The sequence below is a fragment of the Streptomyces sp. NPDC048506 genome, from assembly GCF_040651315.1.
Lineage (GTDB): Bacteria > Actinomycetota > Actinomycetes > Streptomycetales > Streptomycetaceae > Streptomyces.
Map to the genome: position 1 here is coordinate 158,662 of NZ_JBEZIX010000005.1, position 21,610 is coordinate 180,271.

The following is a 21,610-nucleotide window of genomic DNA, read 5'->3' on the forward strand; positions in this document are numbered from 1 at the left end:
CGGCGGGCCGGAGCGGCCTCAGACGGTGCGGACCACGGCGCGGGCCAGGCGGGTGGCGGCCGCGGCGCGCGGGGCGCTGCCGCCGGTGCGGCGGCGCGGGTGGACGGTGTTGGCCAGCAGGATCAGGAAGGTGTCGGTGGCGCGGTCGAGGACCAGGCTGGTGCCGGTGAAGCCGGTGTGCCCGGCCGCGCCGCGGCCCGCCAACTCGCCCATGAAGTACGGCTGGTCGATGCCGAAGCCGAGGCCGGGCGGGTCGAGCAGGGCGGCGACCGCGCCGGCGCCGAGGATCCGGGTGCTGCCGTAGGCACCGCCGTTGAGCAGCGTGCGGCACAGCACGGCCAGGTCCTGGGCGGTGGAGAACAGGCCGGCGTGGCCGGCCACCCCGCCCAGCGCCCAGGCGTTCTCGTCGTGCACCTCACCGCGGAGCATGCCCCGGTCCGCCTTGGCCCAGGGGCGCCGCTGGTCCTCGGTGGCGGCGACGCCGTGCGGCGCCAGCGGGCCGTAGCAGGTGCTGGACATGCCCAGCGGGCCGGTGATGCCCTCGTGGACCAGGGCGTCCAGGCGGCGCCCGGTGAGCTGCTCCAGGATCAGCTGGAGACAGATCAGATTGAGGTCCGAGTAGAGGTAGCTGGTGTCGGGGCGGCCGGTGGGCGCGGCCACCTCGTGCCACAGCAGCTCCAGCTGCGCGGTGCGCCCCTCGTGTGCATAGAAGGGCAGCTCGGGGGCGAGGCCGGAGGTGTGGGTGAGCAGCTGCCGGACGGTGATGCCGGGGGCGAAGGCCGGCAGGTGGACCCTGACGTGGTCGTTGAGGACCAGGCGGCCGCGCTCGACCTGCTGGATCGCGGTGATGGCGGTGAAGAGCTTGGTGAGCGAGGCGAGGTCGAAGACGGTACCGACCCGCATCGGCTCCCACTCGTCGCGGGGCAGGTCCAGGCCCCGGTCCTGCGCGGGGTCGTAGGCGCGGTAGCGCTGGGCCCAGCCGGCGGCGGCCTCCGCGACCACGACCGGGCCGCGGCCGGCCAGCACCACGGCTCCGGGGCACCAGGGCGGCCGGCCCTCGGGCAGCGCCTGCACACCACGGACCAGCCGTTCCACCCAGGCGGGGTCCAGTCCCGCCCGGGACGGCGTGCCGTAGGTGAGCCGGGATGCGTTCAGAGTCCGGTCCTCTCGCCCGTGGTGCTCTCCTCCCTACGCTGCCACGGGCGGCACATCCCCAGGAAGCCGAGGAGCGCCAATACGGCGCAACCGAGCTGTACGAGGGCCATCGGTACGGCGGTCCGCTCGCCCGCGATGCCCACCAGCGGCGAGGCCACCGAGCCGAGGAGGAAGGTCGAGGTGCCCAGCAGCGCGGACGCGGAGCCGGCCGCGTGCGGGGTGCGCAGCAGCGCCAGCGTGCTGGTGCTCGGCATGACCAGGCCCATGGCGGCCATCAGGACGAAGAGACCGGCGGCCATCGGGGCCAGCCCGACGTGGCCGAGGACGCCGGCAGACATCAGCAGCAGGGCGGTCGCGGCGAGCGCGATCAGCGCCAGTCCGATGCCCAGCACCGTCTCCATGCGGACCCGGCCGACCAGCACCTTGCCGTTGAGCTGGCCGACCAGGACCAGGCCGATCGAGTTGACGCCGAAGAGCAGGCTGAAGACCTGCGGGGAGGCACCGTAGATCTCCTGGACGACGAACGGGGAGGCCGAGATGTAGGCGAAGAGGGCGGCGAAGGCGAAGGCGCCGACCAGGAGGTAGCCGGAGAAGATCCGGTCGGCGAGCAGATCGCGCATGGTGCGCAGGGCCTGGCCGAGGCCGCCGGGGTGCCGGCGCGCCGGCGGCAGGGTTTCGGGCAGGGTGCGCCAGACGAGGACGGTCATGGCCAGGCCGACGGCGGTGAGGACGACGAAGACGCCGCGCCAGTCGGTGATCTGGAGGATCTGGCCGCCGATGAGCGGCGCGACGACCGGCGCCACCCCGGAGATCAACATCAGGGTGGAGAAGAAGCGGGCCATCGCGACGCCGTCGTAGAGGTCGCGCACCACGGCCCGCGCGATGACGATGCCGGCGGCACCCGCCAGGCCCTGCAACAGGCGGAAGGCGATGAGCAGTTCGGTGGTGGTGGCGACCGCGCACAGGGCGGTCGCCAGGACGTAGATCACCATGCCGACGAGCAGCGGGCGCCGGCGTCCCCACTTGTCGCTCATCGGGCCGACGATCATCTGGCCCAGCGCCATGCCGGCCAGGCAGGTGGTCAGGGTGAGCTGGACGGTGGCGGCCGGACTGTGCAGGACGGCGGTGACCTGCGGCAGGGCCGGCAGGTACATGTCCATGGAGAGCGGCGGGACGGCCGTGAGCCCGCCGAGGACGAGGGTGACGAGGAGGCCGGCGCGGCGCGGCGCGGAAGACGCAGCCGGCGCTGCCGGCGCTGCTGCCGCGTCCCGCTCGGCTATGGCGGGCGAGTCCGCTGTCTCGGCCGCGCTGGGGCCGGGCTCCGTCATGAGTGTCTCCATGGGTCGGTGATGTCGGTCCATGGTGTCATGCACGGGGCGGATTCCGGCCGTGCGCGGGCCCGTCCCTTCGTCCTAGGTCGGCCCTGGGCCGGTCCTAGGACGAAGGGCCCGGTCAGGCCGGCTTGAGGCCCGGGTTGCCGGCCTCGGAGACGAAGGAGGCGGCCGTCTTCACCGGCGCGCCGGGGGTGGTGACCGCGGACACCGTCCGATAGTCACCGCGTGCGGTGTCCCCGTCCAGGGTGACGGTGACGTAGCCGCGCCGGCCGTTGTAGAACTTCAGGTGCGGATTGGCGGCCAGGTACGTGGCCCAGTTGGCGGGCTTGTCCGCGCCGTCCTTGCCGCTGGCGATCGAGGTGGTGACGAACTCCACGCCCGCGGTGCGCGAGCTCGGGTCGGCGAAGTCCCGCTTGATGTCGAAGGCGTAGTGGACGTGCACATCGCCGGTGAGCACGACGAGGTTCTCCACCCCGGCCGACTCCGCACCCGCCAGGACCCGCCCGCGGGAGGCCGCGTACCCGTCCCAGGCGTCCATGCTGACCTTGTAGTCGGGGCCGGTGGCGTTGCGCCGCTCGGAGAAGGTGACCTGCTGGGGCAGGACGTTCCAGCGGGCGGTGGACTGCCGCCAGCCGTCGATCAGCCAGCGCTCCTGGGCGGCGCCGGTCAGGGTGCGCCCGGGGTCCTCGGACTCGGGGCCCGGCGCGTGCCAGCCGTCGCCGTAGGCCTGGTCGGAGCGGTACTGGCGGGTGTCGAGGATGTCGAACTGGGCGAGCTGCCCGTAGTGGACACGGCGGTGGAGCCGGGCGTCCGCGCCCTTGGGGCGCTGCGGGCGCCGCAGCGGCTGGTTCTCCCAGTACGCGCGGTAGGCGGCGGCCCGGCGGACGAGGAACTCGGCGGGTGGGAGGTCGTCCTCGCTGATGTCGGAGGCGTAGTTGTTCTCCACCTCGTGGTCGTCCCAGGTGACGATGAACGGGTGCGCGGCGTGGGCGGCCTGGAGGTCCGGGTCGGACTTGTAGAGCGCGTAGCGCAGCCGGTAGTCCTCCAGGGTGACCGTCTCGCGGTTGAAGAGGCCGGGCAGCGTGCGGTCGGTGTAGTTGCGGGCCCCGCCGGTCGCGCCGACCGGGTACTCGTAGAGGTAGTCGCCGAGGTGGAAGACGACGTCGAGGTCCTCCTGGGCGAGGTGGCGGTAGGCCGTGAAGTAGCCGTCGTGGTAGGCCTGGCAGGAGACCGCGGCGAGCTTGAGCGCGGAGATCCGGGCGGACCGCGCGGGGGCGGTGCGGGTGCGGCCGACGGGGCTGATCCAGTTGCCGGCGCGGAAGCGGTAGTAGTAGACGCGGTCGGGCGCGAGGCCGGTGGGCTCGATGTGCACCGCGTGGTTGAACTCCGGGTGCGCCTCGGCGCGGCCACGGCCCGCCAGCCGCTTGAAGTGCTCGTCGTAGGCGACTTCCCAGCGGACGGTGACCCTGGCGTTCGGCATGCCTCCCCCGTCCGGCTCGTACGGGCGGGGGGCGAGGCGGGTCCACAGCACGACGGAGCCGGGCTGCGGGTCACCGGAGGCGACGCCGAGGGTGAACGGGTTCTCGGCGATCTTCCGTGCATCGACCTCGACGGCGTATGCGGCGCCCGCGCCCGGGAGGTTGGTCGTGAAGGCGAGTGCGGCGGCGGCCCCGGTGGCGGTGAGGAAGCGGCGGCGGCCGATGGGCGCGACGGTGCCCGACGGCGCGGGCCCGGTCGCGGGCGCGAGCAGTGCGGCCGCGGCCCGGACCTCCTGCTCGTAGGCTGCGGTGTGCGTCATCTGGCCCTCCCCTGGCGGCGGTTGTCCCTGGACATTGGACGGCCGCGGAACGGCGCGGCGCTGACCCGTGTACGACGCATGCATGACAGCCGGATGATGCTTGGTCCGGGACCGGACGCCCCCGGACATTCGAGACGTACGACGGCTGTCAGTGCCGTTCCGTAGGATTCGGGTATGGCAGAACTGATGGTGCGTGACGGCACCTGGAGCTTCGACGGCGAGGCGGTCCGCATCGTGCCGGGGCGCGAGCGCGGAGTGCACAAACTCCGCCAGGATCTCGGCGAGTTCGCGGTTCCGCTGGCCGCGATCGCCGGCATCGCCCACGAACCGTCCCGCAAGGGCGGCCGGCTGCGGATCCGGCTGCGCGACGGAGCCGACCCGCTGCTCCAGGTCACCGGCGGCGGGCTGCCGGACGACGCGAGCCCGTATCAGATGGCCGTGGACGCCGGACGGGTCGATGTCGCCGAGTACTTCGTGGACGCGGTCCGGCAGGCCCTGCTGCTGGAGCAGATACCGGACGGGCCGTGCGACCGCTATCTGCTGCCCGGCCCGTCCGTGCCGCGGTCGGCCGGCGGGGTGGACGGCATCGCGAGCTTCGACGGTGAGCGGGTACGCGTCGACTGGCGCTGGAACACCAGCGAGACCAAGCGGCACAGCGGCCCCAGGGACTACACACTGACCGACCTGGAGGCGGTGGAGTGGCGGCCCGCCATGGGCCTGGAGTCCGGCTACCTCCGCTTCCGCCCGCACGGCGCGCCGGAGCCGGTCAAGCCGGAGCACGACCCCAACTCCATCGAGCTGTGGGGCTTCAAGAAGGAGAGCGGGACGACGGCGCTGCTGGCGGCCGCGGTGACGGCGCGGCTGCCACATCCGTCGGCCGGCAGCGCAAAGCCCCTGCCCTCGGGGGCAGCGGCGCGCACCCCGGCCGCCGCGGAGCCGACCGCCGCGGCCGCCCCCGGAGACGACCACGACACGCTGCTCCGCCGGCTGCGCGAACTGGGCGAGCTGCGCCGTGACGGCGTCCTGACCGAGGAGGAGTTCACCGCCACGAAGGCGGCGGTCCTCCAGCGCTTCCACACCGGCGGCTAGCACCCGGCGCCTCCGGCCCGGTCCCAACCCCGTTCCGCGCGGCCGGGCCTGGTGCCCGGTTCGCTCCCGGTACGCCGTTTACGCTGCCGCCATGGCACAGAACACAGAGCGGGCACGGGCAGCACAGGTGACGCCGACGGCACGGGCCGGGCAGGTGGGCGGGGTGGCGACGCCGACCCGGCCCACGCTGCCGGCGCCCTCCTCACGGGGCGGGCGGAGCTCGCAGACGGCACCGGCGCCACAGGAAGCACGGCACGGCGGGGCCACGCCCCGGAAGGTGGCCGTGGTCACCGGCGCCGGCTCCGGTATCGGTCGGGCGGTCGCCCGGGCGCTGGTCGACGACGACTGGACGGTGGTGCTGGCCGGGCGGCGCGCCGAGGCGCTGGCGGAGACCGCCCGTCTGGTCGGCCTCACCGAACCCGACAGCCCGGCGGTGACGACGGTGCCGACCGACGTCACCCGCCCCGACCAGGTCGACGCCCTCTTCACCGCGGTACGCGACCGCTTCGGCCGGGTCGACCTGCTGTTCAACAACGCCGGCACCTTCGGCAAGGCAGTACCGCTGGACGAGTTGGCGTACGACGACTGGCGCGCGGTCGTGGACGTGAACCTCACCGGCGCCTTCCTGTGCGCACAGGCCGCCTTCCGTGCGATGCGGGCCCAGGACCCGCAGGGCGGACGGATCATCAACAACGGCTCCGTCTCGGCGCACGCCCCCCGGCCGCACTCCATCGCGTACACCGCCACCAAGCACGCGATGACCGGGCTGACCAAGTCGCTGTCCCTGGACGGCCGTCCGTACCGGATCGCCTGCGGCCAGATCGACATCGGCAACGCGGCGACCGAGATGACCGGCCGGATGCAGACCGGAATCCTCCAGGCCAACGGCCAGATGGCGATCGAGCCGGTGATGGACGCGACGGACGTGGCGCGCACGGTCGCCCATATGGCGGCGCTGCCGCTGGACGCCAACGTCCAGTTCGCCACCGTCCTGGCGACGAACATGCCGTACATCGGGCGGGGTTGAATCCCGGTACGCCCCCTGCCCTCCCGCCGCTTCCAGTGGCACCCTGGCTTCGGATCCGCACCACTCGTCTGCCGGGCCGCGGCCGCGCGGCCCCGTCCCCCCGCGGCCGCGCGCGCCCGCCGCGCGCGGCCCCCGCAGAAGGAGTCACGCGTGAGACGAACCGAACGTGGTACGGCGGTAGTTGACGGCATATCGGGCCGGCGCCCCGTGGGCCGGTCCCGGGCCGCCCTGGGCGCCCTGACGGCCGCCGGGACGCTGCTCGCCCTGCTGCTCCCCACCGGCTCGGCCGGCGCCGCCGCCACCCCGCAGAACTCCCACCGCTCCACCACCCCACAGGCCGCGCTCGACGCCTTCTGGACGGCGAGCCGGATGCGCTCCGCCACTCCCCTGGACCTCGGCACCCCCGCGCAGCGGCCCGGCGCCGCGGTCCCGCGCAGCGCCCCGGCGACGGTGCCGCCCACCCTCCCCTCGCTACCGAAGCTCCTGAAGGCGCCGGCCCTGCCGTCGCTGCTGCCCGGGGTCCTCCCCCAGGCCGGCGGGCCGTGGACCGGCGGTGGCGCGGTCACCAAGAGCATCGGCCGGGTGTTCTTCACCTACCAGGGCCGTACCGCCTCGTGCTCCGGCGACGCGGTGACCGGCGGCAACAAGAGCACGGTGGTCACCGCGGGGCACTGCGTGAAGCTGCAAGGCGCCTGGCACACCAACTGGGTCTTCGTCCCCGGCTACCACGACGGCCAGGCCCCGTACGGCAAGTGGCCGGCCGCCACGACGCTCTCCACCCCGCAGTGGACGGCGAGCGAGGACATCAACTACGACGTCGGCGCGGCGGTCGTCGCCCCGCTCGACGGCAGGAAGCTCACCGATGTCGTCGGCGGCCAGGGCCTGTCGTTCAACTCCGGCTACAACAAGGCGATGTACGCCTTCGGCTACCCCGCGGCCGCCCCGTACGACGGCAGCAAGCTGATCTACTGTAGTGGCAACACCATCAAGGACCCGCTGTTCTCCAACGACCACGGGCTGTCCTGCAACATGACCGGGGGCTCCAGCGGCGGCCCCTGGTTCACCTCGTTCGACGAGAAGACCGGCGCCGGCCTTCAGTCCTCGGTGAACAGCTTCGGCTACCAGTTCCTGCCGAACACGATGTTCGGCCCGTACTTCGGCGACGACGCCAAGAACCTCTACGACAAGGCGCAGGCGTCCTGACACCCGCCCGCGGGGACCGTGCGGCGGCAGGCTACGGCTGCCGCCGCACGACCTTCCTCACGGCTGGTACCACCCGACGTCGTCATAGCCCACACCGGCCAGCGCCGACGCGGCGACCACGATCGCCACGATGACGGCGAAGACCAGCAACGGCCGTGCCTCGTACGCCAGTTGACGCGTCCGACGGCGGCCGGGTCGCGGACCCCGGCCCGAACCGCCCAGCGCCCGGCCGATCCGCCGCTTCCAGTACACCAACCGGTAGTAGTGCTTGAGCACGCCGCCCCCGCTCGTACGCCCATGCGAACGCATCCGTCATGAGGGTACTGGGTGGCGGGGGCGGAGTCCGGCCCGGGGAGCGCCGGTGCCGCGGTCTCAGTGGGGCGTCAACTCCCGCAAGGACGCGAGCAGTTCGGTGCCGACCGGAACGCCGAGTCCGGTGCAGGCGTTCCAGCCCGGGGCGGCGCTGAAGTCCCCGTTCGTCCCGGTGGTGATCTCACGGAAACCGGGCGAGGTGTGGCCCGGGGTGGCGCCCGCGTAGAGCAGCGGATGGAGCATGCCGAGCGGACGGCCGAGCGCCTCGACGAGCCGGCAGGTCAGGGCCGCCCAGAGCGGGGCGACCGCGCTGGTGCCGCCGATGACGGAGGGCCGGCCGTCGACCAGGACCTCGTAGCCGGTGGCCGGGTCGGCGACGCCCGAGACGTCCGGGACGCCGCGGCCGGGGCCGCCGCCGTTGTGCGGGACGCCGGCGGCGTCCTGCCAGGACGGGAGGCGGAAGGCCTCGCTGACCCCGCCACCGGTGGCGCCGCCGTCGGTGCCGCCCCAGACCTGTTCGCTGCGGATCCGGCCGGTGCGCGGATCGGCGTCCAGACGGGTGCCGCCGCAGGCCAGTGCGTGCGGGCTGGAGGCCGGGAAGTCGGTGTGCGGCTTGCCGTCGTCGACCCCGTCGCCGCTGCCGTTGTCGCCGGCCGCGACGCACACCGTCACGCCGAGCGCCGCGGCGTCGGCGAGCGCCTCGTCGAACACCGCACGGGCCTGCTCGGTCCAGAAGATCTCCGGCGCGCCCCAGCTGATGCTGAGCGCGGCCGGCGTCGGGGTGGCGTGGACGGCCTGGCTGACCGCCTGGACGAAGCCCCGGTCGGTGTTGTGCGCGAAGTAGACCTTCTGCTCGGCGCCGGGCGCCAGGGCGCCGGCCACCTCGATGTCGAGCAGCACCTCGCCGTCGGCGCCGTCCGGGTCGCCGCCCGGCACGTTGTGGGCGGTCCCGACCTTCACCGCCGTCACCTTGGGCATCTTCGGCAGATCGAGGGACCGGAAGTACGTGTCGAGTTCGGACTGCGCGAAGCCGCCGCCGAGTTCGATGATGGCCAGCGTCTGGCCGGTGCCGTCGGTCCCCTCCGGGAAGCGGTACACCGTGGCCAGCTCCGAGGGCTTGTAGGAGATCTGCCGGCCACGGGCACGGGCGTGCCGCAGGTGGGGACGGGCCTGCGGACGGTCGTCCAGACCGAGGACCGCGACGACCACGCCGTCCAGCTCGGCGGGCACATGCAGCGGCCCCTCGCGGTGGCGGTGCTCGACGGGCGCGCCGCCGATCGGGTCCGGGCTGGCGGTCCGGGTCAGCTGGGTGCCGAAGGCCGCCGACATCTCGTCCACGCTGCCGGTCACCTTGGCGCTCCGGGCCGCCATGTCGACGTCGGTCACCTCCAGCCCGTGGCGGCTCAGCACCTCGCGCACCAGGGCGACGTCGGTCGGGTCGGCGCCGTAGCGCTGGGCGAGCTCGGGCTGCGAGATGGTGTCGGGGCCGACGATCAGGTCGCGGGGGACCGAGGCCCGGCGCCGCAGCATGACCGTGGCCTCGATGGGCATCGCCCCGTCGAGGGGCCCCGCGGCGCGCGCCTTGGGCGCGGCCGTGCGTTCACTACCAGGTATGGGAACAAATCGCTCAGTCATAGCACAAAGTATCGACCCGATTACGGTGGGCTCGCACGTCGAGCAGGACCGCTGAGGTGGGCAGGGCCTGCTGCGGCGCCCGGCGGGCGCGCACCGCGCGGCCGGGCGGCGACCCGGCGCTGGGCGGTGCCGACCTCGCCCCCGGTGTCAGGTCCGGGGCTGATCCCGGCAGGAGAGGGCGTCGATGGTCTCCACGCGCGGCTTGTAGTCGGTCTCCCACCGGGGATCGGCCTTCGGGACGGACCACAGCGACGTGGCGAAGTCATGGCTCCAGTCGTTGCTTCTGACGTAGTCCCGCAGGGCGTCGCGCAGCTTCAGACAGTCCGCGCGGTGCCCCTTGGCCATCGCGATGCCGTAGTGGTTGGCGGACCCGTAGGTGATGTCCGGGACGACCCGGAGATCCGGGTTCTCCTGGGTGAAGCCGTACAGGATCATCTGGTCGGTGGAGACCGCGTCGGCGACCTTCTTGACCTTGAGGTCGTCGATGCAACTGGACGCGTCCGGCCGCTCGTAGACCGCGATCCGGCTGTACTCCGGCCCCTGAAGGGTGGTGGCGGACGTGGTCCCGGGCCAGGTGCAGACGCGCTTGCCGAAGAGGTCGTCGGGCCGGCGGATCCGGTGGTCGTTCTTCCGGACCATGATCCCCTGGTACGTGGACGCGTACGGGCCCGCGAAGTCCAGCTCCTTCATCCGGTCGACGGTGATCGAGAACGTGGCCACGACCAGGTCCTTCTTCTTCTCGACGAGCACCGCGCCGCGGTCCTCGGACGGCACGATCCCGAAGTCCGGCTCGACGCCCACCGCCTTGAGGACCTGCTGGGCGACGGTGATGTCGAAGCCGGAGAACTTGTAGGTATGGACCACGCCGGTGCCCGGCTGGTCGTTCTTCGCGCCGACCGAGACCTTGCCGGACGCGAAGAGCGAGGGCGGCTCCGCACTCCCGCAGGCGCTCGCGGCCAGCGCCCCGACCACGAGGAACACCGCGGCACCGACCACACGACACCGCCGCCCCCGTCTGGCCCTGCCCACTCCCCCAACTCCCCTACCCATCCGTCTCCCCCGTCCTCCCCCACATGCCCACACCGCTCGTCCCCCGTCCTCGTCCTCACACTTGTGCTCGTCCTCGCGCTCGTCCTCATACGCCCCGTCCCGCACCCGGGGCCGCCGTAGGGCTGCCCATCATGCGGCTGCCCATCATGCGGCTGTCCGTCGCAGGGCCACCTCGTACGGCTACTTGCCGTAGGGCCACCTCGTGCGGCTACCTGTCGTGCAGCACCGCCCCCGCCACCTGGACGGTCATCCGGCAGCCGCGGGCGGTGTGCAGCCGTACGCCGATGCGTACCGTCCCGGCGCCCGCGCCCAGCGAGAAGTCGGCGGTGCCACCGGGGCGGACGTCCGTCGACTGGGCCGCGGCACCCGAGGTGAGTAGCGAGAGCGTGGCGTGGGTGTCCGGCAGACAGGTCGGGCCGGCCGGATCGTGGTCGGCGATGCCCAGCGTCAGCCGGAGGGCGTTCCGTTGCTCCTCCGGGGCGGACACGTCGAGGCGCAGGGTGAGGGTGGGGTGCGTACCGTCGTCCAGCGGCTGGGTCCCCTCGGTGCGCACCCGCCCGGTCACCTCGACCTCGCCGTGCGTCAGGACGTTTCCGAACGCCAGCCAGCCGCCGACGGTGGCCAGGACCGAGACGAGCGAGAGGATGCCGACCACCCGGGCGTCCCGGGGCCTGCGGTTGAGGACCCGGGCGGCGGCGGTGACCAGCGACAGCCCGGCAAGCGTGCCCCACAGGACGTACTGCCGCGCCGGCCCGTCCGGCCACCGGGTGCCCGCGATCACCAGCGCGGCGCAGGCCAGCAGCAGCGGCAGCCATCGGGCACTGGGATGCAGCACCCACTTGATGATGACGTTCTTGATGTCGTTGGCGGCGATGGAGTGGTCACCGTGCGCCGTGGGGCTGTTGTAGACGTCGCCGCGCTGCCCGGGCCGGCGGGTCATGAGCCGTCCTGGCGACGCTCGCTGCCTCCGCTGCCTCCCATATGGATGTCGCCGTGGATCTCGACGGCCGCGATGGAGCCTTGGCCGGTCGCGGTCGGCGTGTTGTAGACGGTGTGCCCACCGGCGGACAGGGTGAGCCGGGTGACGTGCTCCAGCAGCAGCGGGGCGTCCCGTCGCTCGGCGGGGGCCCGCAGCCAGTTGCTCACCGCGGCGGACAGCAGGTGGCGTTCCTGGTCGGTGAGGGTGTCCAGCAGGGCGTCGAGGGCGTCCGCCCGGTCGGCGTCGAGCGGCTGGACGGTGCCCGCCCCGAAATCCCCGGCGGCGCTGTCACCGCGGTGCAGCAGCCGGCGGAAGAAGCCCTCACCGGCCGTGACGGTGCGTTCGGCGATCCGCTGCTGGGCGGCGGTGATCACCGACGTGCCCAGGCTGTTCGCGGCCAGCGCGAGGTAGGGAGCGATCTCGGCCGATACGGTCGCCAGGTCGGACATCCAACTCTCCCCCCACTTCGCGCCACGGGCACCACAGCACCGCAACGCCCCTACCGGAAAGGCGTGTTACCCATGTGGAGGGTGAACCACACCTACACCAATGAGGGGTTTCGAGCCGGTTTTGGCCGCTGAGGCACCCGCACACCACAACGGCCCTGCTCCGCCCCCACAAGGAGGGACAGAACAGGGCCGCCGGCATGCACCAGATCAGACCAGATCCCCACCGGGAAGCTGCGCCACGTCCGACAGCCCCTTGGTGGGCAGCGCATCGGTCGACACACCCTTGGTCGGCAGCGCATCGGTCGACACACCCTTGGTCGGCAGCGCATCGGTCGAAAGGCCCTTGGTCGGCAGCGCATCGGTCGAAAGGCCCTTGGTCGGCAGGCCCTTCGTCGGCAGGCCCTTCGTCGGCAGGCCCTTGGTCGGGAGGCCCTTCGTCGGCAGGCCCTTCGTCGGCAGGCCGCCGAGCAGCGCCTTGCCCCCTTCGGCCGCCTGCGCCGCACCACCCAGGGCACCCGTGGCGGTACCCGTGGTCTGCGCGACCGTGGGCGCCGCCCCACCGACCAGGCCGCCGACCGTCTGCACGGCGCCGTCCGTCGCCTGGCCGACCGTCTGCGCGGTCCCACCCGTCGCGTCACCCAGACCACCGGCGTCGACCCCGCTCACCTTCCCCAGGTCAGGGGTCTTCGGCAGGTCGACAGCCTGGGCGGCACCGGCCGACCCCAGGGTCACGGCGGCAGCGGCGGTGGCGGCGGCAGCCGTAAGGACTCGTCGCATCAAAACTCCTTCAGAAGTGGGGAGATGGGCTTTTACGATGAGAACGACGGTCCCTGCCGCCAGACACGCACCACCCGTCGCACGACACCACTCCGAGCGCTCCCCACGGGCCTTCCGGAGCGCAAAAGAGCCCCGTCACCGCAGGTGAGGGGGCTCAGAGGACGGACGAAACAAATCGAATCGACCTGTACACCGGGGCACCCGGCGCCGTCTCGCTCAATGCCGAAGCGAATGGTGGCTCCTTCCGGCGCATTGTGGGTCTTCTGCGCGATGGGACCCCGAATCCGCATGGCGACCGCGGCGTCCTTGACCGACAGGTTGTCAAAGTCGTAGGCGCCGCCCGTGACGAAGAACTGGAGCGGGATCAGGCGTTCATTGGGCTCCAGCGCACCGTTCTCCTTCTGGAAGGCGTGCGCGAACGAGTTCACCCCGTTGACATCGGGATCGGACAGCAGCCACCCCGCCCAGGCCTCCAGACTGGCACCGAGGGGCTTCACATCCATTGGACCGCGGGCTCGGCCCATGAGCTGCTCCAGTGCGCTGCTCTGTGTCATGCGTTCCGCTCCGCTGCTTCGGGGCCGATCGGCCGGGTCGGACGACAAGGACCTGCCGCCGTGGTACCACTCGGCTCCCCGCACACACCCGAGCCGAAGCCGACGGTAAGCGAGGGCAGGTCAATGCCGGTACCCATGCCGGTACCGGCACCAGTATCGGTCAGTACCAGATGGCGACCGGGCGCCCGTCCGCATCGCGCTCGGGCGGGTCCGGGAGGGGGCGCGCACGGCCGCGGGCGATCCGGTGGGCCGTCCACGCCGCCGCGGCAGCGTCCAGTACGTCGTCCGGCGGGGTGTGCCCCGCGGTCCCCAGGTCGTCCGGGAGGACGATTCCGGCCGTGGCGAGGAGCGAGCGCCGCGTCGTCTGCCCCGCCCAGCTCTTCTTGCGCGCAAGCAGCGCCGTTCCGCCGGCCAGGGCCCGGAACGACACCTCCGGGTGCACTTCGAAGAGCCGGTCGCCCCCGGGTTCCGCCAAGCAGGCGTTCGCCTCACGGAGTTTGGACGCGAGCCCCCAGCTCTGGCGGCTCAACCCGGCCCCGGTGAGTTCGCGGCACCGGCGCCGCGCATCGTCGTACGTCTCCTCCTGCCACACCGCGCGCGGCGGCACCCGGAAGACGCTTCCCTTGCGCGGTCCCAGCTGGGCCGCCGCCTCGGTGTCCGCCCGCCGCCACCCGGTTTCGAGGAGCCCCAGCGGCATGTCCACGGCCACGACCGCGACGCCACCGGCCGCGGCAACGGGCAAGAGGGAGCGCAGGGTTGTGACGGCTCGTGCCTGGGCGAAGCGGCCGTCGCGGAGCTCGACCGCCAGCCAACCGCCCGGGCAGGCGTCGACGCCGAGGACGCTCACCACGTCAGCCATATGTCCGCCACCATGTCAGCCGGTGTCCTCGAACGGGGCCGCCGGGGCATGGCCCGTCGGGGAATACCCGTACTCGCCGAAGAGGCGGACGAAATGAGCGAGAACGACGGTACGGCGGCGCACGAGTCCCTGACGCGTCCGCTCGTACAGCTCGACCCACTCCTGGCCGCCGGGCCCGATCGGCTGCACCAGACGGCCACCGACCCGCAACTGTGCGGCCAGCGGCGGCGGTACCTCCGGGAAGGCGGCACAGACCACGATCGCATCGAACGGAGCCCGGTCCACCGCGCCCAGGGTGCCGTCGCCGACGACGATCTCGGCGTTCTCCACGCCCTGCCCGGCGAGGTTGGCCCGGGCCCGCTCGGCCAGGTCGGCCCACCGCTCGACGCCGACGACGTCCGCCGCGAGGCGGGCCAGCAGCGCGGTCTGGAAGCCGAGACCGCTGCCGACCTCCAGCACGTGCTCATCCCCGGTGAGGCCGAGTGCGGCGACCATCATCGCCACGAGCGAGGGCTGCGTCGTCACCTGGCCATGAGCGATCGGAATCGGCACGTCCGCGTACGCCGACGCACGGTGGGAGGCCGGCACAAAGGCCGCACGCGGGGTCGCGCGGAGCGCGCGCAGCAGGCGCTCGTCCGTCACACCGGAGGCCCGGGCGGCGTCGACCAGATTCTCGGGGCCCGGGTTCTCGGGGTCCCGGTCGCAGCGGGGCTGGGGCATCGTGACCGCCTCCCGTCCAGGCTATCGGACTGGCTGATCGCCCCCGAAGACCTCGCCGCGCACCGCTTCGACGGGACCCGCTTCACCTGGCAATGCCACTGATCCCGCCAACGTCGCCCACGCCCACCACAGCAACCCGGAGCGCCGCCGGCGCCTGGACGATGTACCTCTTGAGCAGCTGCTTCCCGACGCCCGGGAGGCCGACTTCACCCTCGTGCAGATTGCGGGTTCGCGGTGCGCCACCCTTGCTGAAGGAGGCGGTCCACGGCTTGATCGAGCATGGCTCGGCCCGGTTCGGGTAGCCGGGCCCAGGTGTGGTCCACGCGCATCTCCGCCCACGCCAGACGCTTGCCTTCGGGTACCGCACACGGGTCGTCACATATGCGGTCGACAGCCGTGAGCATCGACCGTTCGTCCAGCGTCCCTGTCTCCAGGACCTGCGGGTCCACGTAATACGAGCGGGCGTCAGATGGCGATTGCGGCGTCTTCAGAAACCAGTTCCATCGCGGTGGACAACCGTCGGCCGGCCAGCCGTACTCGTCCACCCAGTTTCTGGTCACACCGAAGGTCATGGGCCTGACGAGCCCCTCGCACAGCTCGGCCAGCGCTCGGACAGCACGGTGCGCGGTGATCCGCTCCCGCTCGATCGGATCCCGACAGGGTAGGGAATCCCATGGGAATCCGTGCTCCAGCACGATCGACTGACTATCGTTGAAGACATAGTGCTCGGTTGCTTCTGCCGGCTCCGACGGCATCGCTTCTCGCATGGACGTCGATTATGCGCGGAGTGCACGCCCCGAGAGCCAGCGGTTCCGTCCGGGGAGGCTGGTCACGAGCGCCATTCCTTCCGCGCTCCACGACGATCACACGACATCGACCATCCCTGCCGGCGGGGCAAAGGCCCCGGCCACGACATTCTCCCTGGTCAGAGCCGTAATGGGCGGACGAGTCGGCCTGTACGCCGGGGATTGCTGGTGCTTTTGACCTTGGCGGTTGCGACCCGCGCATATACGGCCTCGGGACCACCTTAAGGCGGATGCGTGAACGAACTATCCGGTCAGGTTGATGACCGAAACCGAGCAGCCGGTAGGGGGCACATGGGCCGTGGTCTGGTTCACCGGCGCCCTGATCGCCGCTCCTGGCCTGCACCTGGTCTCCGACAGGCACCCTCGATGCCGCCCTCTGTTGCGGCGCCCTCCCCAGGATGTGCACCTGCCGTCAGTTGCTACGAGAGGCCGCACGTGCCCTCGATAGTGATCGTTGATCCGGAGAACCGCACGTCACACCCATTCCCATCTGTATCGCGCTCCGCCGGGGGCGCCAACCTGCGGGGCGATGAACCCGCAGGCCAACGCGTTAGGCTGCGCTCCTCAGGTGCCATTGAGGTGCGTGTGGGTGACGGTCCTACGAGCGCTCATTTTTCACAGGCTCCTCTCCTCTGCCGGGAATGCGCAGGCCAGACAGATCCCTGGCACGGCGGCGGGCTGGATCACCTGCCGCAGGTTCGAGCCCTACGTGGGACGCACCGCAGATGGGAACAAGCGCTCCTATGGCGTCTCCGGCCCCGTTGCCTCGCCCTGTCTGCGGCGCTGCTCAACGATCCACGCCACGACTTCGTGCATCACCTCCGCCTGGCGGCGACGCAGCACCTCGCCTTCCTCGCCGTCGACCACCTCGATCTCCCACGTCACAGTGCGCGGTGTGCGCTGACTCGGTTTCTCGTTCACTGTCACTCACCTCCTCCATGAGAACGAGACTCCCCTGCGGCGGCAAGCAAAGACCGGGCGTTGTCACAGTCGGCCGGGGCCGGCCATCTCGGTGGTAGCCGCGTGGATGCGCGGCGCACCCACAGATCAATCGCGGTCGGCCCGGCGGCTCGTCAGTGCCCTCTTGGAACCATCTGCCCGGATAGTTCGTCTTCTTTGAAGTTAGTTGATCAAAGGGGGGCGTTTCGCGTGGGTGTGGTGCTGCCTGGGTGGGCGGACGAAATTCTCGACATCATCGGCGTCTCGTGGCCGAACGTGGACGAGGACGACTACCGCGACATGGCGGATGCCATGCGGGAGTTCGCGGACGACATCGACAGCGGCGCGAACGAAGCACACACCGCCATCCAAGGCTTGGTGGGGTCGGCCGGCGGCTCACTGGCCGTGGAGGCGCTGAACGCCCACTGGGGGAAGATCAACGGCACCCATCTGAAGAACCTGGGCGAGTGCGGTCGGCTGGCGGCCACAGCCCTGGACGGCGTCGCCGTCCTGATCGAAGGCGCCAAGATCGGCGCCATCGTCCAGCTCGGCATCCTCGCTGCGGAAGTGATCGCTGCTCAGGCTGCCGCCCCCTTCACATTCGGCCTGTCCGAACTGGGCGCGCTTGCCGGTACCCAGGCAACGCGGCTGGCGGTCCGGCGGATCTTCAAGGAGGTCTGTCAGCAGGTCGCCGAGCAGGTCATCAGCATCGCGCTGACCCCCGTCGAGGAGGCGCTCGGCGCGATGGTCGGCGACCTCGTGGTCCAGTTGGGGGCCAATGCCCTGGGAGTGCAGGACGGTGTGGACCTCGGGCATGCCGCCCAGGCCGGTAAGGACGGCTTCAAGCAGGGCGTGCAGGACGCCAAGGACTCAGCGAAGTCGGCGGCCGACAATCCGATGCAGCTCCTGAGTGCCGGCGGCGGTAGCGGAGGCGGGGGCGGCGGAGGAGCCGGTGGTGGCTTCAGCTTCGACCCGGATGAGCACGACCGGGTGGTGACCGGCCTGCAGAGCGCCGGCGGGACCTTCCGCAACAAGGCCGGCGGCAAGATCGGGCGGGCCAGGAGCCACCACGGCCGTACCCGCGGCAAGGACGCCGTAGCCGACGCGGCCAACGCGCTGCTGGACAAGGTCATCGACGGCATCGAGGACGGCGTCAAGAAGACCGCCAAGCACCTCGACGAGAACATGACCCGCGGCGTCAAGCAGATGGCCAAGAACCATCATGAGAACGACAAGGGTCTGGCCGACCATTTCAAGGGTCTCGGAAAGGGCGGCAAGGAGGACCCCAAGGCCCCCGCCGGCAGCGGTGGAAGCGGCCTGCGGAGCATGCACGGCAAGGGCGGTGGGCCCGCAAGCAAGAGCCGTCAGCAGCTCGGCAAGGACCACCCCAACAACAGCACACGGCCCGGCGACAGCGTGTGTTCCGGCGGCAGTGACCCGGTCGACATGGCGAGCGGCAAGATGTATCTGCCGCAGACCGATGTCTCGCTGCCCGGCAGGCTTCCGCTGGACTTCTCGCGCCGGGCCGAATCGGGTTACCGGATCGGCCGGTGGCTGGGCCCCTCATGGTCGAGCACAGCCGATCAGCGGCTGGAGATCGACGACCAGGGCATCGTCTTCGTGACGCACGACGGCCTGTTGCTCTCCTATCCCCACCCCGTCGGCGACACACCGGTGTTACCCGAGTCCGGTCCACGCCGGCCCCTGAGCCGGGACGGGAACGGCGACTACGCCATCTCCGATCCGGACACCGGAGTCGTGTGGCACTTCACCGCGCACGACGACGCTCTCGCACTGCTCGATGAGATCTCGGACCGTAACGGTCAGTGGATCGGCTTCGATTACGACGAGGCCGGCATCCCGACGGACATCCGCCACGGCGCGGGCTACCACCTCAAACTCACGACGGCCGACGGGCGCATCACCGAGCTGCACTTGGCCGGTGCCGGCCCCGAAGGGTCCGACCAGCTGTTGGTGCGCTACGGCTACACCGGCGGCAACCTCACCGCGGTCGCCGATTCCGCCGGTCGCGCCACACGCTTCGCGTACGACGAGGCCGGCAGGATCGTCTCCTGGACCGACAGCAACGGCAGCCGGTACGACTACTCCTACGACGACCAGAACCGGTGCGTCGCGCAGGGCGGCGTGGACGGCCACGTCAGTATGCGGCTGTCCTACGACCAGACCGACCCCGCCACCGGTCTGCGCGTCACCACGGCCATCGACTCGCTCGGTCACGCGAGCCGCTACCTGGTCAACGATGCCCTTCAGGTAGTCGACGAGATCGACCCGTTGGGCGGCACCGTCCGTACGGAACGCGATCGCTACGACCGCGTGCTCGCGACCACCGACGCTCTGGGACGCGTCACGCGCTTCGCCTATGACGAGGCGGGGAACGTCATCTCCCTCACGCGTCCTGACGGTCTGGTGACCACCGCCACCTATAACGCTCTCAACCTCCCGGTCGAAATCGTCGACCCGGACGGGGGCATCTGCCGGCAGACGTACGACGAGCGCGGTAACCGCACCTCGGTGACAGATCCCACTGGTGCCACGACTCTCCACAGTTATGACAGCCGTGGTTTTCTCACGAGCGTCACAAATGCCATGGGCCAATCGGCCTTCTTCGAGAACGATCCGGCCGGATTGCCCACCGCCGTCACCGGTCCGCAGGGGTTGATCACCCGGTGCCGACGCGATGCCTTCGGCAACGTCATCGCGGCGACCGATGCGCTGGGCCACACGACGCGTTTCTCCTGGACCGTTGAAGGCCACCTTTCCTCCCGGACCGAGGCCGATGGCACCAGCGAGTCGTGGACATACGACGGTGAAGGCAACTGCCTCACCTCTACCGACGCCATGGGCAGGACGACGGAGTACGAGTACACCCATTTCGACCGGATGGCAGCCCGGACCGACCCGTCGGGTATGCGTTACGAGTTCACCCACGACACCAATCTCCAGCTCACCAAGGTCGCCAACCCACAGGGCCTGGAGTGGACTTATGTGTACGACCCGGCCGGCCGCCTGATCTCCGAGACCGACTTCGACGGCAGGGCGCTCACCTATGCGCGGGACGCCGCGGGCCAGCTGGTCGGCCGGACGAATGCCCTCGGCGAGGAAATCCGCTTCCAGCACGATCTTCTCGGCCGGGTCATCGAGAAGACAACGCCGGAAGGACGAACCTGCTTCACCTATGACGTGTCAGGAAGGCTCCTTCAGGCCGCCGGCCCCGATGCGACCGTCACCCTGGAGCGCGACGCACTTGGTCGCGTCCTGTCCGAGACCGTCAACGGCCGTACGCTCACGCACACGTACGACGTGCTCGGCCGCCGTACCCGCCGGCGTACACCTACCGGTGCCGAATCGGCACAGGTGTATGACGCCGCGGGTAACCGCGCCAAGTTGATCGCATTCGGCCATGGCATCGACTTCACCCATGACGTGACCGGCCGCGAAGTTCTGCGGTCCTTGGGGGAAAACGTTGCTCTCGCCCACGCCTGGGACGCCGTCGGTAACCTGACGGACCAGTCGCTGACGACCGCCGGCCGCATGGTCCAGCGCAGGACCTTCACCTATCGCGCCGACGGCAACCTCGTGGGTATCGACGATCAGCTCAACGGGACCCGCAGCTTCGAACTCGATGTCGCCGGGCGGGTCACCGCGGTTCATGCACACAACTGGGCCGAGGCATACGCGTACGACGCCGCCGGAAACCAAACGTCCGCCAGCTGGCCCGCTCGGCACGCCGGGGCGGAAGCACAAGGGCCCCGCACCTACAACGGAACCCGCATCGTCGGCGCGGGCCGGATCCGGTACGAACACGACGCCCAAGGCCGCATCACCCTCCGCCAGAAGGCCCATCTTTCGCGGAAACCCGAAACCTGGCGCTTTTCCTGGAACTCCGAAGACCGTCTCACCGCCGTCACCACTCCTGACGGGCAGCTCTGGCGCTACCTCTACGACCCCCTCGGCCGCCGCACCGCCAAGCAGAAGATCGCCGATGACGGCGCCATCCTGGAGCAGGTCGATTTCACCTGGGACGGCACAAACCTCGCGGAACAGACGACCCGTTCCGGCGGCCTGGCCAACGCCCTCACTCTCACCTGGGAGCACGACGGGCTGCAGCCGATAGCCCAATACGAACAGAAAACGGCGGCGGCCGACGCGCCGCAACGGGAAGTAGACCAGCGATTCTTCGCGATCGTCACCGATCTGGTCGGCACACCCACCGAACTCGTGGACACGACGGGCGATATCGCCTGGCGGACCCGTGCCACCGTCTGGGGCACGACCACCTGGGCCGCCGACAGCACGGCGTACACCCCCCTGCGGTTCCCCGGGCAGTACTTCGACCCGGAAACGGGCCTGCACTACAACTTCCATCGGTATTACGACCCAGAGACGGCCCGTTACGCGAGTTGCGATCCGATCGGTCTTGCCGCCGCTCCCAACCCGGTCGCCTACGTCGGCAATCCGCACTCGTGGGCGGACCCGCTCGGACTTGCACCCAAGTGCAAGCCGCGACCGCGAGACGGATATTCGTCCGCCCCGTTCGTGGAGGACGACCCCTATTCACCGGAATCGGTCAAGAAGCGCAGCGACGCCAACCGGGCGTATTATGAAACGCCGCAGGACATTCATGACCTGGTGGATGATGTCGTCTCGAATCCGAACTATCCGCAGCGACAAACCGGGCCGGCCCACGACAGGCGGCCTGACTTCTACGGAGCGTACGGCAGCATTCGAGGCACTCAAAGGTGGCGGGACTCGCCGATTTACGACAACGGTGACCCGTTGAGCCAGGCTCGCGTTATCGTCCACAAGGACACCGGCGAAATAGCCTACTTCGGACGGAAGAAAAATGGTGAACACAACTACAATCAGCTGATTCCATACCCCTGGGCAAGGAGAAGGTAGGGTA

General features: G+C 70.8%; 18 protein-coding genes. 4 read left to right on the forward strand and 14 right to left on the reverse strand.

The annotated features are described in order from the left end of the window. Positions 1 to 18: 18 nt before the first annotated feature. The 3 genes from AB0C96_RS05625 to AB0C96_RS05635 form a co-directional block, all read right to left on the reverse strand. Positions 19 to 1,095 (reverse strand): serine hydrolase domain-containing protein, encoded by a 1,077-nt coding sequence (locus tag AB0C96_RS05625; protein WP_362913995.1) that lies wholly within the window; start codon positions 1,093 to 1,095, stop codon positions 19 to 21. A gap of 56 nt (positions 1,096 to 1,151) precedes the next feature. Beyond that, complete coding sequence (locus tag AB0C96_RS05630) at positions 1,152 to 2,483, reverse strand: multidrug effflux MFS transporter (RefSeq protein WP_362913997.1); 1,332 nt, start codon at positions 2,481 to 2,483, stop codon at positions 1,152 to 1,154. Between the two features lie 124 nt (positions 2,484 to 2,607). Then, positions 2,608 to 4,287, reverse strand: coding sequence for an alkaline phosphatase D family protein (locus AB0C96_RS05635; protein WP_362913999.1), 1,680 nt, complete (start codon positions 4,285 to 4,287; stop codon positions 2,608 to 2,610). Positions 4,288 to 4,461: 174 nt separating this feature from the next. Between AB0C96_RS05635 and AB0C96_RS05640 the strand changes: the two genes are divergently transcribed. From AB0C96_RS05640 to AB0C96_RS05650, 3 genes are all read left to right on the forward strand, one after another. Continuing rightward, positions 4,462 to 5,376, forward strand: coding sequence for a DUF4429 domain-containing protein (locus tag AB0C96_RS05640; RefSeq protein ID WP_362914001.1), 915 nt, complete (start codon positions 4,462 to 4,464; stop codon positions 5,374 to 5,376). Positions 5,377 to 5,467: 91 nt separating this feature from the next. Beyond that, a complete protein-coding gene (locus AB0C96_RS05645) occupies positions 5,468 to 6,403 on the forward strand; it encodes an SDR family oxidoreductase (RefSeq protein ID WP_362914003.1) in 936 nt (311 codons plus the stop codon). Between the two features lie 189 nt (positions 6,404 to 6,592). Next, on the forward strand, positions 6,593 to 7,606 hold the full coding sequence (locus tag AB0C96_RS05650) for a peptidase (RefSeq protein WP_362914131.1): 1,014 nt from the start codon (positions 6,593 to 6,595) through the stop codon (positions 7,604 to 7,606). A 57-nt stretch (positions 7,607 to 7,663) separates the two neighbouring features. Here AB0C96_RS05650 and AB0C96_RS05655 read toward each other — a convergent pair whose 3' ends face one another. The 11 genes from AB0C96_RS05655 to AB0C96_RS05705 form a co-directional block, all read right to left on the reverse strand. Continuing rightward, positions 7,664 to 7,915 (reverse strand): hypothetical protein, encoded by a 252-nt coding sequence (locus tag AB0C96_RS05655; RefSeq protein ID WP_362914005.1) that lies wholly within the window; start codon positions 7,913 to 7,915, stop codon positions 7,664 to 7,666. Positions 7,916 to 7,978: 63 nt separating this feature from the next. Beyond that, on the reverse strand, positions 7,979 to 9,553 hold the full coding sequence (locus tag AB0C96_RS05660; RefSeq protein ID WP_362914007.1) for a S53 family peptidase: 1,575 nt from the start codon (positions 9,551 to 9,553) through the stop codon (positions 7,979 to 7,981). Positions 9,554 to 9,700: 147 nt separating this feature from the next. After that, complete coding sequence (locus AB0C96_RS05665; protein ID WP_362914009.1) at positions 9,701 to 10,582, reverse strand: transporter substrate-binding domain-containing protein; 882 nt, start codon at positions 10,580 to 10,582, stop codon at positions 9,701 to 9,703. Positions 10,583 to 10,811: 229 nt separating this feature from the next. After that, positions 10,812 to 11,543 carry a hypothetical protein gene (locus tag AB0C96_RS05670; protein ID WP_362914011.1) on the reverse strand — a complete coding sequence of 244 codons (732 nt, stop codon included), beginning with the start codon at positions 11,541 to 11,543 and terminating at the stop codon, positions 10,812 to 10,814. Continuing rightward, entirely contained in the window at positions 11,540 to 12,031 is a 492-nt protein-coding gene (locus AB0C96_RS05675; RefSeq protein ID WP_362914013.1) for a hypothetical protein, read from the reverse strand. The genes AB0C96_RS05670 and AB0C96_RS05675 overlap by 4 nt, the downstream gene beginning before the upstream one ends. Before the next feature lie 207 nt (positions 12,032 to 12,238). Beyond that, positions 12,239 to 12,808 (reverse strand): hypothetical protein, encoded by a 570-nt coding sequence (locus tag AB0C96_RS05680; protein WP_362914015.1) that lies wholly within the window; start codon positions 12,806 to 12,808, stop codon positions 12,239 to 12,241. Between the two features lie 32 nt (positions 12,809 to 12,840). Next, positions 12,841 to 13,362 carry a hypothetical protein gene (locus tag AB0C96_RS05685; protein ID WP_362914017.1) on the reverse strand — a complete coding sequence of 174 codons (522 nt, stop codon included), beginning with the start codon at positions 13,360 to 13,362 and terminating at the stop codon, positions 12,841 to 12,843. Between the two features lie 160 nt (positions 13,363 to 13,522). After that, positions 13,523 to 14,221 (reverse strand): DUF429 domain-containing protein, encoded by a 699-nt coding sequence (locus AB0C96_RS05690; RefSeq protein WP_362914019.1) that lies wholly within the window; start codon positions 14,219 to 14,221, stop codon positions 13,523 to 13,525. A 15-nt stretch (positions 14,222 to 14,236) separates the two neighbouring features. Further along, positions 14,237 to 14,941: a protein-L-isoaspartate(D-aspartate) O-methyltransferase gene (locus AB0C96_RS05695; RefSeq protein ID WP_362914021.1), complete on the reverse strand. Its 705-nt coding sequence runs from the start codon at positions 14,939 to 14,941 to the stop codon at positions 14,237 to 14,239. 206 nt (positions 14,942 to 15,147) lie between these two features. Further along, positions 15,148 to 15,708 carry a hypothetical protein gene (locus AB0C96_RS05700; protein WP_362914023.1) on the reverse strand — a complete coding sequence of 187 codons (561 nt, stop codon included), beginning with the start codon at positions 15,706 to 15,708 and terminating at the stop codon, positions 15,148 to 15,150. A 780-nt stretch (positions 15,709 to 16,488) separates the two neighbouring features. Continuing rightward, the gene (locus AB0C96_RS05705; protein WP_362914024.1) at positions 16,489 to 16,668 is read right to left on the reverse strand and encodes a hypothetical protein; all 180 of its coding nucleotides are present in this window, start codon (positions 16,666 to 16,668) and stop codon (positions 16,489 to 16,491) included. 228 nt (positions 16,669 to 16,896) lie between these two features. Here AB0C96_RS05705 and AB0C96_RS05710 point away from each other — a divergent pair, with 228 nt between their 5' ends. Next, complete coding sequence (locus tag AB0C96_RS05710; RefSeq protein WP_362914026.1) at positions 16,897 to 21,606, forward strand: RHS repeat-associated core domain-containing protein; 4,710 nt, start codon at positions 16,897 to 16,899, stop codon at positions 21,604 to 21,606. Positions 21,607 to 21,610: the final 4 nt, after the last annotated feature.

Bases quoted from the DNA above. Each gene is read 5' to 3' on its own strand.
- AB0C96_RS05655 (WP_362914005.1), bottom strand. From the start codon at position 7,915: ATGCGTTCGCATGGGCGTACGAGCGGGGGCGGCGTGCTCAAGCACTAC.
- AB0C96_RS05690 (WP_362914019.1), bottom strand. From the start codon at position 14,221: ATGGCTGACGTGGTGAGCGTCCTCGGCGTCGACGCCTGCCCGGGCGGT.
- AB0C96_RS05635 (WP_362913999.1), bottom strand. From the start codon at position 4,287: ATGACGCACACCGCAGCCTACGAGCAGGAGGTCCGGGCCGCGGCCGCA.
- AB0C96_RS05630 (WP_362913997.1), bottom strand. From the start codon at position 2,483: ATGACGGAGCCCGGCCCCAGCGCGGCCGAGACAGCGGACTCGCCCGCC.
- AB0C96_RS05645 (WP_362914003.1), top strand. From the start codon at position 5,468: ATGGCACAGAACACAGAGCGGGCACGGGCAGCACAGGTGACGCCGACG.
- AB0C96_RS05700 (WP_362914023.1), bottom strand. From the start codon at position 15,708: ATGCGAGAAGCGATGCCGTCGGAGCCGGCAGAAGCAACCGAGCACTAT.
- AB0C96_RS05660 (WP_362914007.1), bottom strand. From the start codon at position 9,553: ATGACTGAGCGATTTGTTCCCATACCTGGTAGTGAACGCACGGCCGCG.
- AB0C96_RS05675 (WP_362914013.1), bottom strand. From the start codon at position 12,031: ATGTCCGACCTGGCGACCGTATCGGCCGAGATCGCTCCCTACCTCGCG.
- AB0C96_RS05685 (WP_362914017.1), bottom strand. From the start codon at position 13,362: ATGACACAGAGCAGCGCACTGGAGCAGCTCATGGGCCGAGCCCGCGGT.
- AB0C96_RS05695 (WP_362914021.1), bottom strand. From the start codon at position 14,941: ATGCCCCAGCCCCGCTGCGACCGGGACCCCGAGAACCCGGGCCCCGAG.
- AB0C96_RS05680 (WP_362914015.1), bottom strand. From the start codon at position 12,808: ATGCGACGAGTCCTTACGGCTGCCGCCGCCACCGCCGCTGCCGCCGTG.
- AB0C96_RS05670 (WP_362914011.1), bottom strand. From the start codon at position 11,543: ATGACCCGCCGGCCCGGGCAGCGCGGCGACGTCTACAACAGCCCCACG.
- AB0C96_RS05640 (WP_362914001.1), top strand. From the start codon at position 4,462: ATGGCAGAACTGATGGTGCGTGACGGCACCTGGAGCTTCGACGGCGAG.